Source organism: Streptomyces sp. GD-15H (genome assembly GCF_045291515.1).
Classification (GTDB): domain Bacteria; phylum Actinomycetota; class Actinomycetes; order Streptomycetales; family Streptomycetaceae; genus Streptomyces.
Genome location: NZ_CP149447.1, coordinates 946,633 through 960,861, shown reverse-complemented (window position 1 = coordinate 960,861; position 14,229 = coordinate 946,633). Strand labels below are relative to the sequence as shown.

5 protein-coding genes and 2 pseudogenes are annotated in these 14,229 nt (G+C 72.1%); all 7 read right to left on the bottom strand.

Features of this window, described 5'->3' with window-relative positions; translation table 11 throughout:
* Nucleotides 1-28: 28 nt before the first annotated feature.
* A complete protein-coding gene (locus tag WJ438_RS04730; protein ID WP_406724091.1) occupies nt 29-1,144 on the bottom strand; it encodes a Gfo/Idh/MocA family oxidoreductase in 1,116 nt (371 codons plus the stop codon).
* Nucleotides 1,141-2,271, bottom strand: coding sequence for a saccharopine dehydrogenase NADP-binding domain-containing protein (locus WJ438_RS04725; RefSeq protein WP_406724090.1), 1,131 nt, complete (start codon nt 2,269-2,271; stop codon nt 1,141-1,143). Before WJ438_RS04725 ends, WJ438_RS04730 begins: the two co-directional genes overlap by 4 nt.
* Nucleotides 2,156-3,514, bottom strand: coding sequence for a phosphopantetheine-binding protein (locus WJ438_RS04720; RefSeq protein ID WP_406729587.1), 1,359 nt, complete (start codon nt 3,512-3,514; stop codon nt 2,156-2,158). The genes WJ438_RS04725 and WJ438_RS04720 overlap by 116 nt, the downstream gene beginning before the upstream one ends.
* A 330-nt stretch (nt 3,515-3,844) precedes the next feature.
* A pseudogene (locus tag WJ438_RS04715) lies at nt 3,845-7,292 on the bottom strand (condensation domain-containing protein); the annotation flags it as partial.
* Nucleotides 7,293-7,514: 222 nt separating this feature from the next.
* Nucleotides 7,515-7,661: pseudogene (locus WJ438_RS04710) on the bottom strand (hypothetical protein); the annotation flags it as partial.
* Nucleotides 7,658-10,762 (bottom strand): non-ribosomal peptide synthetase, encoded by a 3,105-nt coding sequence (locus WJ438_RS04705; protein ID WP_406724089.1) that lies wholly within the window; start codon nt 10,760-10,762, stop codon nt 7,658-7,660. The pseudogene WJ438_RS04710 and the gene WJ438_RS04705, both read right to left, overlap by 4 nt.
* A 19-nt stretch (nt 10,763-10,781) precedes the next feature.
* Nucleotides 10,782-14,222 carry an amino acid adenylation domain-containing protein gene (locus tag WJ438_RS04700; RefSeq protein WP_406724088.1) on the bottom strand — a complete coding sequence of 1,147 codons (3,441 nt, stop codon included), beginning with the start codon at nt 14,220-14,222 and terminating at the stop codon, nt 10,782-10,784.
* Nucleotides 14,223-14,229: the final 7 nt, after the last annotated feature.

Genomic DNA, 14,229 nt, shown 5'->3' with positions numbered 1-14,229 from the left:
GACGCTTCGCCTCCGGTCGCCTCGACTGTCATGAGGCACCTCCCGCCAGATCGTCCGCGCTGAGCAGCTCCGGCGGCTCGGGCCGGTGCAGGCGCACCGGCCCGCAGGCCTCGGCGACCCGCATCGCCAGCCGGGTGAGCGTGACATGCCGCTGCACATGCGCCTCGTTCGATGCTCCGGCCACCGCCTCCCGCCACAGCTCCGTCATCGCGCGGGCGGTCGCCTGCGGCCACAGGGTGCCCAGCACCTCGCGGTACGGTGGGCCGTCCGCGGGGCCGATGGTCTGCACGGTCGGCACCCGCAGATGTGCCGCGGCGGCGTCCGAGAACCGCGGCAGGTCCCGCAGCTCCATGGGCATGTGCGGGCGCGTGCTCCACTGCACCGGCCCGTGCGTGTTGACCAGTGTCAGGTGCCCACCGTCGTATCCGATGGTGATCCGGTGCATCAGATGACCGTGGTTGTCCGGGGCCGAGGGCACCAGTTCGTTCTGCAGCCGGAAGGTCAGCGGCACGCCCGCGAAGCGACCGCTGAGGCTGCGGTACGGCGGCGGGGCGCCGCCCGCCGGTTCCTCGAGCACCCCGTGGACGCCGAACGGCCTGATCGCCCCCAGCGCCTCGGCGAGGACGTCGAAGACAGTGAACAGCACCTGGAACGCGCAGGTCACATCGACGTACAGCGGCCGCTGCCGACTGCCCGCCGCACGGGCGCAGTCCAGGAAGCGCCGGACCGGCTCCACATGCGGGTAGTGCGTGTTCATCCGGAACACCACGCCCTGCTCACGGGCCGTGCGCAGGCAGGCGAGCAGTTCGTCGGGGTGCAGCGGGTGCTCCTGCAGGACGTGCAGGCCGCGGCGCATCAGCTGCTGTGACAGCTGCGGACCGTGGCCACCGGTCATCGCCCCGCCCACGATCACACAGGCCATGCCGACGTCGTCGGGCACGTCGTCGGCACCGTTCCACAGCGGCACACCGTAGTGCTCGGCGCAGGCCTTGCTGCGGGCGCTGCCCCTGGCGATGATCCCCGCCAGCTCGAACGGGAAGTCCGGCCGTTCGAAGGCCGCCAGATAGGCGCGCCCGAAGCCGGTCCCGGCCACCACCACCCGCACCGGCGCCCCCGCTGCCGCGACCCGGCCGCTGGCCGTCACAGCACTCCCTCCTCCATCCGGAGCGGCCCGAGGACGGGCTGGTCGAGGACCTCCAGCGTGGTGACCGCCGGGCAGGCGCGCAGCGCGTCCAGCATGGCGCCGGAGTCCAGCCCCGTGGCGGCGAAGTGGATTCCGGGGCCGATGCGGCCGTCCAGCACATCAAGTGCGGCCAGGGCTGCGACCAGCCCGGTGAGGGCGTACGTGTCCTTGCCGCGCAGGGCCAGGCTGCGGGCCGCCGGCTCGCCCTTGTGGCTGCCGGTGACCTCGAACAGCATCAGCTGGAAGGGCTCCTTGCCGAACAGGTCGAGCGCCGCCGCCCGGGTCAGCTCGTCGGCGGCCCGCGTCAGGTCGGACTCGCCGCGCATGGCGCCCTGCAGCCGGCTCAGGCAGCTCATCATGTGGGCGCCGCCCTCGAAGACGTTGAACCAGTCGACGTCGGACAACCCGAACTCCGTCGCCACCTGTTCGGCCTCGAAGCTCAGATAGGGATAGGCGTCGAGCCGGCGGCCCGCGTAGGGCGGCTCGATGCCGGACCGCGGCTCCAGCTCCCGCTCGACACGGATCCCGTTCCGTATGGCCGCCTGGGCCTCGCCGTACGAACCGCCCAGGCTGAGCAGGTAGTCCGCCGCCCCCGCCGGGGTCAGCCGGTCCATGGTGCCGACGTACGCGGTGAGCGCGCGCGGATGTGACATCGAGCGGATCAGGTGTCGGGGCAGCAGGCCGGTGAGGCCGGGCTGCATGCCCGCCGTGAGCACCGCGGTGCCGGTGAACGTGCCGGGCCGGTGCAGCGCGTCGAACACCGGCTCGTCGCCGCCCGGGTCGACGTAGGCGGCACCCGCCGCCAGCGCGGCCCACGCCACCCGGTCCAGGATCTGGTACGACGGGCCTGCGCAGTTGAGGACCAGCCGGGCGTCGCGGCAGAAGCCGGCGAGCGACCGGCCGTCGTGCACGTCGACCGGCCGGGCCTCGCCCCGCAGGCCGAGCTTGCCGAGCAGCGCTGCCGCCTGCGCCTCATGACGGCCGCCGATCCGGACCGTCGCCCCGGGCCGGCGCTCGGCGACGGTCCGCAGCGCGGCGGCGCCGACCGCGCCGTAGCCGCCGAGCACCGCGAGATCGACGCCGGTCACTGCTCCTCCTCGGGCAGGTCGAGCATGTCGCGGGTGAGCTCGGCGCAGCAGCTGAAGTGGCTGCCCGGGATCTCCTCGACGTCGAGACGGCCGACGCAGATGTCGCCCCAGTAGGCGCGCATGTCGGCGGCCATGGTCGGCCAGATGGGAGCTTCCTCGCTGTGCACCAGCAGCCGGGCGTCACCGGTGTAGACGCCGGGGGAGTGCGCGGCCGCGGCGTTGAACAGCGCGAGTGTGCCGACGAGTGCGTCGCCGATGTCCTTGGCCGGCCAGCCGAGGTGCCCGGCGATCGCCCCCACACGCTCGTCGCGGCTGCGGGCGCCGAGCCCGGCGGCGACCTCCGCCACCTTCCGCAGCCCGGCGTCCCGATGGTCCGCGAGCCCGGCCAGCGCGCCGGCGGGTATCTCGCCGCCGGCACCAGTTCCGCGAGCGCCCGGCCCAGCGCGGCCTCGTCGAAGTACCCCAGTTCCGCGGGGTCGGCGCCCGCGCCCTGCACGAACATCGCCTCGTACAGGACCTCGTCGCGGATGACGGCCGGCAGCGGATAGCTGCTCACCAGCGTCAGCCCGCAGACCGGCACCCCGAGCTCGCTGAGCTGCTGGGCCGCGGAGAGCGCCAGCAGGCCACCGCCCCGGGCGCCGACGAGATGGAACGGCCCCGGGCTGAGCGTGCGCACCTGCCGCACGATCCGCTGCGCCAGCTCGTCGATCTCCGGCGCCTCGCCGACCTCCAGATACGGGATCTGCACGACGGGGTCGCGCTCGCCCAGCAGTTCGCCCAGCCGGACGGCGTCCTCGCCGAAGCCGTCGTTGATCAGGACATGCACGGGGTTTCCGATCGCCTCGGTGGCTCCGGTCAGCACGTAACTCTCCTTGTCGGTCGTATCCGCTTCGGCCGTCGCGCCGTCGCCGAGGAACGCCGCGAGCTCATGGACCGACGCTCCGTCGAGCAGCTCCCGGAGCAGCTCGTCGAAGAGGACGGTTGTGGCCTCGGGGACGTTCTCCCTCAGCTGTGTCACCACCTGGGCGGCGAGCAGCGAATCGCCGCCGAGCGAGTAGAAGTTCACGTCGTGGCTGATGTCGGCCTTGTCCAGCACCTCGCCGTAGACCCGGGCGATGGCCCGGTGCAGCTCGGTCGCCTCCTGCTGCTCGCCCTCGACGCTGCGGGCGGACTCCAGACCGCGCTGCTCGGCCCAGGCGGCCAGGGCGGCGCGGTCGAGCTTGCCGTTGCCGGTCAGCGGCATCGCGTCGAGCACGTGGAACGCCGACGGGATCATCTCCGCGGGCAGCCGTGCGGCCAGCCGGCGAGCGACCTCGTCGGTGTCGAGCGCCATCCGGTCCTGCTTGAACCGGGCGGCGAACACATGCATGCCGATGCCGGCCAGCTCGTCCGTCGGCTCGGGCAGGCAGTAGACGAGTTCCGCGCTGGCCTCGGCGAGCAGGTCCTGCCACTGCTGCCGGGCGATGAAGGTCTGGTCCCGGCCGTGCCGGACGTCCTGGAAGTCGCCGGCGGTGGCGTCGAACAGGAACTCCATCGAGGTGAGGACCTGGTAGTTGTCCCGCGTCGTCTCGATGAAGACCAGCCAGCCGCCGGGCACCAGAACCTCGCGCATCCGCCGCAGCACGGTGCGGGCGTCCTTGGCGTAGTGCATGACGTTCCCGCACAGGATCAGGTCGACCGAGTTGGGGCGCACCCCCTGCCCGCGGAACGGCTCGTTGAAGTCGAACATCGCGTAGTCGACCCACGGATACTCCCCGAAGCGGTCGGCGGCCTTGTTGAGGAAGAACCGGGAGACGTCGGTGAAGGAGTAGCGCACGTTCTCCCCGTCCAGCGCCGGGATGGTGTCCGCGCTGGTGCCGCCGACGCCGGCGCCGATCTCCAGGACCCGCAGCGGCGCGCCGCCGGGCCGCCGGCGGGCGACGCCCTGGACCGTGCTGGTGGCCAGCCGGTTCAGATAGCGTGAGAGGAAGCCCTCCATGTACGCCGCTTCCTGGATGCTGAGATCGCCCTCCGGGAAGAGCAGCTGCAGCGGGTCCTGCTCGTCACGCATGAGTTCCGGCAGGTGCTCGGCCGCGGTCCTGAAGTACTCCACCAGCTCCGGGCGGTCGTGCGCCTGCGGCAGCAGCCGCTCCACCTCCGCCCAGGCGCGCGCCACGTCCTCCGGCTCGACCAGGCGCAGGCAGCCGTAGCCGTCGTCATGCTCCCGCAGATAGCCGTTCTCGGTGCAGGCGGCCAGCCAGCGCCGCACCAGGCGCTCATGTTTCGGGGCGACCTGTGCGGTCCGCATGATCTCCGCCGTGCTGTGCCGCGCCTCGCCCGTGGGCCACAGGCCGGACCGGCGCAGTACGTCGATCATGCGGTGCAGGGCGGCGTCGTCGAGTACCTCGGCGAACTCGACCACCTTGCCGACGTCCACGCCGCCGCGGATCTCCTCGCCCGCCGCGACGACGTCGTCGATCAGCCCGGGGTCGGTCGGCCGGGTGGGGGTGTCGGTGCGGGCGCTCTCGACGAAGGCGACCAGCCTGCGGTCGTTGCGCTCGCCCTGTGTGGTCACGGCGACGGCGTCCAGCTCCAGGTCGGCGGCCAGCGCGGACTCGACCTCGGCCAGCTCCACGCGGTGGCCGCGGATCTTGACCTGGCGGTCGTCGCGGCCGATGAACTCGATGGTCCCGTCGGGCAGATAGCGGCCCAGGTCGCCGGTGCGGTAGGCGCGTTCGCCGGACGGCAGTCGGATGAAGGAGCGGGCGGTCTTCTCCGGATCGCCGAGATAGCCCTTGGCCAGACCGGCCCCGGCGATGTACAGGTCGCCCACCACGAGGTCCGGGCGCGGGCGCAACACGCCGTCCAGCACGTGGAAGCGCTGGTTCTCCAGCGGCGTCCCGTACGGGATGCTCGGCGCCGCGGGATCGACCCGGCCGATGGGGTGGACGATCGACCAGATCGCCGCCTCTGTCGCGCCGCCGAGACCGGCCAGCTCGATCGAGGGGACGTGCCCGCGGATCGCGTCCGGCAGCGACACCGGGATCCAGTCGCCGGACATCATGGCGAGCCGCACGCTGCCGCGCTCGGAGTCCGCCCCGCGCCAGTAGTCGTCGAGCAGCATCATCTGCGCGGGCACGGTGTTGAGCACGGTCACCCGGTGTTCGGCGATGAGCTGCGACCAGTGGGACGGGTCGGCGCGCCGCGCCGCTTCGGGCAGGACCAGGGTGCCGCCGCGGCCGAGCACGCCGAAGATGTCGAACACGGACAGGTCGAAGGCGAGGCTGGACAGCCCGAGCACGACGTCGTCCGCGGTGACGGCGAAGCGGCGGCACACGTCGTCGAGGGTGTTCACGGCCGCTTGGTGACTGACCTCCACGCCCTTCGGGGTGCCGGTGGAGCCGGACGTGAAGATGACGTACGCGCTGTCCTCCGGCGATCCCTGGGGGCGGGTCGGCGGCTCGTCGGACACGGGGAGGGTGTCGACGTCGATGCGGCGGCAACCCTCCGGCGCGCCGGCCGCGGTGCCCGAGTGCTGGAGCACCAGACCGACGCCCGCGCTCCTCAGGATCTGCTGCCGGCGGGCCTCGGGCTGGCCGGCCTCGACCGGCACATACGCCCCACCGGCGAGCAGAACCCCGATCGCGGCTGCCACTTGGTCCGGCTCTTCTCCATGAGGACGCCGACGCGGTCGCCGCGCCGGTGCCCGGCCGCACGGAGCGCGTCCGCCACCGCGGCGGCCCGGGCGAGCAGCTCCCGATAGCTGACCACGGCACCGGCGTCCACGACGGCCGTCTTCTCCGGACGCGCCAGGGCCTGCTCGACCAGGGCGTCGGGCAGCAGGGCCGGACTCAGCGGCCGCGCCGTGTCGTTGACCTCGGCGCGCCGGGCGAGCTGGGCCGCGGGCAGCGCCAGCGGATCGCCGGACCACGCGGCGGCGTCGTCCGCCAGATCGTGCAGCAGCTTCTCGAAGGCGGTGAACATGTCGTCCAGTACGGCCGGAGGGATCACGCCGTCGCGCGAGTCCCAGTTGATCTGCAGGCTGCCGTCGGCCTCCATCGCCTGGCAGTCCAGCCAGGCCTGCGGGGTCTGGCTGATGCCCTGCCGGATCGGCGTGCGCATGGGGTTCGCCTCGTCCGGCGCGCCGGCCAGCCCGATCGCGCTGGTGAACACCACGGGCATCAGGCTGCCTTGCTGCCCGCGGCGCCGGCTCAGCTCGCGCAGCACCTCCACGCCGGAGAACAAGCGGTGGTCCAGGTCCTCGAAGAGCCGCTCGCTCATGCTCTTGGCGCGGCCGGCGAAGTCCTCGGCCGCCAGGGTGTCCACGGCCAGCAGCTCCACCGAGGTGAAGTCCCCGACGATGTTCGCCACATCCGGGTGCAGTGGCAGCCGGCTGAGCACCGTCACGTCCAGCGTGAACCGCGGCTGCCGGCTCCACCGCCCGAGCACCTCCGCGTACGCGGCCATGACCACGTTGGACGCCGACAGGTGGTGGGCTCCGGCATGCCGGCGCAGGGCCGCCCAGGTCCCGGCGTCCAGCCGCAGCTCCCGCCGGGTGAACCGGGCGGCCCCGTAACGGCTCGGCTGGGCGGCCATCGGCAGCTCCGGCGCCGCCGGAAGGTCGTCGAGGCGGTCCAGCCAGTACGCTCGGTCCCGCTCATAGGCCTGCCCTGCCGCACCTGCCGCTCGGCCCGCAGATAGTCGCGGAAGCCGATGGCCGGCGCCGGCAGCTTCGCGTCGGGGTTCTCGTAGTACGCGCCGAACTCGTCCAGCAGCCGGTAGATGCTCACATAGTCCGCGATCAGGAAGTCGATGGAGAAGTGCAGCACGGCCCGGTCATCGAGTTCGGTGACCTCGATGCTGTACAGCGGGCACCCGGTCACGTCCTTCGACTCGTGGGAGAGCCGTTGCCGTGTCGCGGCCAGCCGCGCCTCGCCGGCCTGCGCGGGCAGCTCGCGCACGTCGGTCCAGGTGATCTCGAAGGGCGGCGGATCCTTCAGTACGCGCTGGAAGCCGTCGTAGTCGAGGACGGCACGGAGCATGTCGTGCCGCTCCACCACGGTCGACCAGGCCTGCTGCAGCCGGTCGCGGTGGAGGCTGTCGAAGACCAGCTCGCCGTAGGCGTGGCAGGGCACCGAACCGTACTCGAACGCGTCGCGCCGCCCGAGCAGATAGGCGGCCTGGACGTCGGTCAGCGGGAACGGCTCGTACCGCGCCTCGGGCTCGGGGCGCACCACCTGGCCGTCGCGGTCGCGCAGGGCGCGCAGCACGTCGTCGCGCCGGCTGACGATCAGGTCGCGACGCTCCGGCGTCATGGCGCCTTCCGGCCCGCGGAAGCGGACCTTCCCGTCGTCTTCCCACAGGTGGATGCCGGCCTGCTCGAGCTCGGCGATGATGCCGCTGGCGTTCACAGCACACCTTCTTCCAGTCGGATGGGAGCGTCGTGATCACCGGCCGAGAGGGCCAGCTCGTCGATGAGGGCCGCCACCTGGGACAGCGTGGGCCGGTCGAACAGCTGCCGCAGCGTGAGTTCGACCCCGAAGCGCCGGTCCAGGCGCTGCGCGACGCGGATCGCGGTCAGGCTGTCGCCGCCGAGTTCGAAGAACCCCGCGTCGCGGGACACCTCGTCGACCTGCAGCAGCTCCTGCCAGATGGCGGCCACCGCGCGCTCGGTCGCGCTCTGCGGGGCGGTGAACGCCGCGGGGGAGTCGGTGACCGGAGCGGTGGTACGGGCCAGGGCTGTCCGGTCGACCTTGCCGTTCGGGGTGAGCGGCAGCTCGTCCAGGATCCGGATGTGGTCCGGGACCATATAGCCGGGCACGGCGTCGGCCAGCCAGGCGCGTACGTCCTCCGGGTCGGGGTCCGCGCCGGTCACGGCGGCGACGAGGCGCCTGGCCGGACCGGCTTCCTCGACCCATGCCACCGCGTGCGTGACGCCGTCCAGCTCGCGCAGCCGGGTCTCTATCTCGCCGAGTTCGATGCGGTGGCCGCGGATTTTGACCTGCTGGTCGGTGCGGCCGAGGAATTCGAGGGTGCCGTCGGGGTGGTAGCGGCCGCGGTCGCCGGTGCGGTACCAGCGGTGGCCGTCGTCGCTGGTGAGGAAGGCGGTGGCGGTGCGTGTGGGGTCGGCGCGGTAGCCGCGGGCGAGGCCGGCGCCGCCGATCCAGAGTTCGCCGGGCACCCAGTCGGGGCGGTCGCGGCCGTAGGGGTCGACCACCCGGAATCGCTGGTTGGCCAGGGGGCGGCCGTAGGGGATGGAGGCCCAGGCGGGGTCGATGTGGTCGACGTCGTGGGCGTTGGACCAGATGGCTGCTTCGGTGGCGCCGCCCAGGGCGACGAGGCGGGCGCGGGGCGCGGTGGTGTGCAGGCGGTCGAGGAGGTCGAGGCCGACCCAGTCGCCGGAGACCATCGCCACGCGGAGGGAGGGGAGCGGGTGGTGGTCTTCGCCGGCGGTCAGGAGCATGTCGAGGAGGGTGGGGACGGTGTTCCAGACGGTGACGTGGTGCTGGTTGACGAGGCGGGTCCAGGTGGTGGCCTCGCGGCGGGCGTCTTCGGTGATGGTGACGACGCGTCCGCCGGCGCCGAGGAGGCCGAAGATGTCGTAGACGGAGAGGTCGAAGTCGAGGGCGGAGACGGCCAGGACGGCGTCGTCGGCGGTGATGTGGTAGCGGTGGTTGATGTCGTCGACGGTGTTCGCGGCGGCGGCGTGGGTGATCTCCACGCCTTTGGGTTCGCCGGTGGAGCCTGAGGTGAAGATGATGTAGGCGAGTTCTTGTGGTGATCTCTGGGCCGGTGTGTCCAGGGGGGTGTGGTGGGTGGCTGTGTCCAGGGGGATGGTGGCCACCGTGGTGGGCCAGTCGGTGTGGTGGCCGGTGGTCAGGGCCAGGCGGGCGCCGGCGGTGTGGGTGATGCGGTCGCGGCGGCGTGGTGGCTGGTCGGTGCCGATGGGGACGTAGCAGCCGCCGGCGGCCAGGACGCCGAGGACGGCCACGATCTGGTCGGGGCCTTTGGGGAGGGAGACCACGACCGGGTCACCGGTCTGCAGGCCGCTGTCGCGCAGGCATCCGGCTACCGCCAGTGCGCGTCGGCCCAGCTCGCCGTAGGTGAGTGAGCCGGCCTCGCCGGTCACCGCGACCCGTTCCGGTGTCTGTTGCACGTGTGCGAAGACCGGTGCGTGCAGCAGGTGGGGTTGCCCGGCGCGTTCGGTGGCGTTCACCTCCGCCCGGACCACCGCCTGATCAGCCGGGAGCACGACGCGCGGCAGCGGCCGGTCCCAGTCGTGGTCGACCAGGCGCTCCAGCAGGCTCCGCATCGCGTCGGAGGCCGCCTCCATGACTCCGGGGGCGAACAGCCCCTCGACGTAGTCCCAGTTGATGTCGAGCCCGCCGCCGTGCTCGATCACCTGGCAGTCCAGGGTGACCTGAGGCGTCTGGGAGAGTCCGCGGGTCCGGGTGCCGAACGAGAGCTCCAGGTCGGGGAAGTTCCCGGCGACCCCCAGGGTCGAGGTGAAGACGACGGGCATGAGCATGTGCGCGGCACCATGGCGCTGTGCCAGTTGCTGCAGCACCCAGACCGCGGACACGCCGTTGTGCTCCATGCCCTCCCAGGCCTGGCCCTGCAGCCTGCGTACGGTCTGCGCCCACGGCTCGTCGGGGTCGCTGTCGTGTCCCAGCAGCATCAGGGAGGTGAAGTCGCCCACCACCTCGTTGACTTCCGGATGCAGATCCTGGCGGTCGAACACGGTCAGGGAGAGGGTCAGCGCGGGTTCCGCGCTCCACGCGGCCAGCACCTCGGCGAACGCGGCCGCGACGACGGTCGAGGCGGTCAGTCCGTACTCGACGGTCCGCCGGCGCAGTGCCCGCCATCGCGCGGGCTCGATCCGGAACTCACGGCGGACAAAGCGGGGCCGGCCCACCTGCTCGGGCTCGGTCTGCACCGGGAGGGCCGGTGGCGGGGGCAGCTGCTCCAGCTTCTGCAGCCAGTACTCCTCGTCCCGCTGCCGGACGTCGGCACCAGCCTTGGTGCTGTGCAGATAGTCACGGTAGGACAGCTCCAGCTCGGGAAGCTCGGTATCCGGGTCGTCGTAGCGGGCCGAGAGCTCCGTCAGGACCGTGACGATGCTGAGCGCGTCGAGGACGACGTAGTCGAACCCGATGCCGAGCACGGTGCGTCCGTCGTCGCGCTGGACGGCGCGCACGTCGTACAGCGGCCACTTGGTGACGTCCAGTATCCGGCTGTCCATACGGCGCAGCTCGGCAACTGCCTCGTCATGGTCGTCCGCGGTCGTGGTACGAACCTTGAACCGGAACTCCGGCACGGCCTCCAGGATCCGCTGGTGGCCGTCGTCGTCAAGGACGGCGCGCATCATCTCGTGGCGCCTGACGACCTCGTTCCACGCCGCCTGCAGGCGGCCGAGATCCACGGAGTCGGCCTCGAACTCCCAGTACCACCAGGAGCCGACGCCGCCCAGGGTGAGGTCTTCCTGGCGCCCCAGCCAGTAGGCCCGCTGCACATCGGTCAGGTCGAAGGGTTCATGCCGGTGCGCGGGGTCGGCGGTGATCGTCCGAGTGCCGCCCGGGGAGCCGTTCAGCCGGGTCAGCCATGGCGAAGCCGGCGACGGTCGGGGCGTCGAACAGGTCGCCCAGGCGGCCGGAGAGTCCCTTGCGGTGCAGGGCCGCGAGCATACGGGTGGCCAGCAGGCTGTCGCCGCCGAGGTGGAAGAAGTTCGACTGGGCGGTGAGGGAGGGGACTTCCAGCAACTCGGCCCAGACGGCGGCCAGGGTGGCCTCCGTTCCGGTCAGCACGGCGTCCGCCGATGACTCCGCGTCCGCCGCGGCGGCGATCCGCACGGCGAGATCCGCTCGCACCCGCGCACGGTCGACCTTGCCGTTCGCGTTCAAGGGCAGCGCGGCGGCGACCTCGATGTGGGTCGGCACCATGTGGTCGGGCAGGTGCTCCGCGGTGGCGTCCCGCACCCGGGCCGACGAGACGTCGGCACCGTCGTGTGCGACGACCAGGGCGCAGAGGGTGTTGTGCAGCTCCGGCACAACCACGGCGACGGCTTCGCGCACCGCGTCGGCGCGTTCCAGGGCCCGCTCCACTTCGCCGAGTTCGATGCGGTGGCCGCGGATTTTGACCTGCTGGTCGGTGCGGCCGAGGAATTCGAGGGTGCCGTCGGGGTGGTAGCGGCCGCGGTCGCCGGTGCGGTACCAGCGGTGGCCGTCGTCGCTGGTGAGGAAGGCGGTGGCGGTGCGTGTGGGGTCGGCGCGGTAGCCGCGGGCGAGGCCGGCGCCGCCGATCCAGAGTTCGCCGGGCACCCAGTCGGGGCGGTCGCGGCCGTAGGGGTCGACCACCCGGAATCGCTGGTTGGCCAGGGGGCGGCCGTAGGGGATGGAGGCCCAGGCGGGGTCGATGTGGTCGACGTCGTGGGCGTTGGACCAGATGGCTGCTTCGGTGGCGCCGCCCAGGGCGACGAGGCGGGCGCGGGGCGCGGTGGTGTGCAGGCGGTCGAGGAGGTCGAGGCCGACCCAGTCGCCGGAGACCATCGCCACGCGGAGGGAGGGGAGCGGGTGGTGGTCTTCGCCGGCGGTCAGGAGCATGTCGAGGAGGGTGGGGACGGTGTTCCAGACGGTGACGTGGTGCTGGTTGACGAGGCGGGTCCAGGTGGTGGCCTCGCGGCGGGCGTCTTCGGTGATGGTGACGACGCGTCCGCCGGCGCCGAGGAGGCCGAAGATGTCGTAGACGGAGAGGTCGAAGTCGAGGGCGGAGACGGCCAGGACGGCGTCGTCGGCGGTGATGTGGTAGCGGTGGTTGATGTCGTCGACGGTGTTCGCGGCGGCGGCGTGGGTGATCTCCACGCCTTTGGGTTCGCCGGTGGAGCCTGAGGTGAAGATGATGTAGGCGAGTTCTTGTGGTGATCTCTGGGCCGGTGTGTCCAGGGGGGTGTGGTGGGTGGCTGTGTCCAGGGGGATGGTGGCCACCGTGGTGGGCCAGTCGGTGTGGTGGCCGGTGGTCAGGGCCAGGCGGGCGCCGGCGGTGTGGGTGATGCGGTCGCGGCGGCGTGGTGGCTGGTCGGTGCCGATGGGGACGTAGCAGCCGCCGGCGGCCAGGACGCCGAGGACGGCCACGATCTGGTCGGGGCCTTTGGGGAGGGAGACCACGACCGGGTCACCGGTCTGCAGGCCGCTGTCGCGCAGGCATCCGGCTACCGCCAGTGCGCGTCGGCCCAGCTCGCCGTAGGTGAGTGAGCCGGCCTCGCCGGTCACCGCGACCCGTTCCGGTGTCTGTTGCACGTGTGCGAAGACCGGTGCGTGCAGCAGGTGGGGTTGCCCGGCGCGTTCGGTGGCGTTCACCTCCGCCCGGACCACCGCCTGATCAGCCGGGAGCAGTACGGGCAGCTCTCGCGACCAGGCGGCCGAGTCCTCGGCCAGCAGCCGCACCCGCTCGACGAAGGCGGTGCACATGGCGGCCGGCACGCCTTCGCTGAACAGGTTCTCCGAGGTCTCCCAGTTGATCAGCATGCCGCCGTCCTGCTCCATGACCTGCAGGTCGATCCACACGCCGGGAGTCTGTGAACTCATCCAGACGGGCTGGCCGAACAGCTCGAGCGCGGGCGGTTCGAACAGCTCGCCCATGCTCAGCGCGCTCGTGAACACCACCCCGGTGCGGTTGGCGGGACCGGTCGTCGTGCGCGCCAGGTCGCGCAGCACCGAGGTGCCGCCGTAGCTGGAGTGGGCGGCGTCTCGTCGGTACTGGTCCTGGAGGGTGCGGGCGCGCTCGGCGAACGGGCGGCTGCCGTCCGGCCGGGCCTCCAGCAGCAGCAGGTCCGTGAAGTCGCCCACCAGCCGGTCGATATCCGGGTGCACCGGAAGACGGTTGAGCACCGGGAGGTTGAGCAGGAAGTGCAGGTTGTCGCTCCAGGCGGCCAGCACATCCGCGTACGCCGCGGCCAGCGCCATCGACAGCGTCACGCCGTGGTCGCGGGCGTGCCGGGACAGCCGGTCGCGGGTCTCGCCGGGCAGCCACGTATGACGCCGTACGGTGACGACCTCGTCGAGCCGTTCCGGGGCGGTGGCGAAGGGCAGCATGGGCGCGGTGGGCAGCGACTCGGCGCGCTCGCGCCAGTACGTGACATCGCGGTCCCGGCGCCGGGCCGACCGCTCCACCAGGGCCAGGTACTGGGGATAGCTCAGGTCCAGCGGCTTCGCGTCGAGACCGTCATCGGTGTACAGCCGCGCCAGATCGGAGACCAGGATGCGGAAGCTCCCGGCATCACTGACGATCATGTCGATGTCGATGAACAGTCGGCAGGCCTTGTCCGTGACACGGGCCAGCCGCACGTCGAGACCGCGCCCGTCCTCGATGCGCAGCGTCTGGTGCGACAGCCGTGCCCGTATGTCCGCCAGCCGCCGCTGCCGTGCGTCGTCGTCCAGCGCCCGCAGGTCCACCACCTCGTCCAGGCCCCGGAGTTCGGGGTGCACGCGCTGGATGCCGTCACCGTCGACCTGCGTGCGCACCATCGGATGGCGGCTGCGCAGTGCCCGTACGGCACGGTCGAGGCGGTCCGGGTCGAGGTCGGCGTCGAACTCGAAGTAGAAGTGCGAGCCGGTCCGCATCGGCATGCCGGGCCGGCGGCTGGACCAGTAGGCGTGCTGCATGGGGGCCAGCGCGAAGGCCTGTCCGCTCGCCGCCCCGGCCGCCGGGGCCGCGGAGCCGCTGTCACTGATCAGCCGCGCCCACGCCTCGACCGTTGCCTCCTCGATCAGGTCGCCGAACGTGACGTCCACGCCGGCGTCCTGCCAGGCGGTCGCCAGCGTCATGACGCCGAGTGAGTCGAGGCCCAGCACGACGAGGTCGTCGTCCAGCCCGATGTCGGTGACCGGGATACCGAGTTTCGCGGCGACCTCCGCCCGGATGCCGTCCGCCGACAGCACCCGGGGTCGCGTGATCCGGTCGATGTGTCGCTCGATCATGCGGACC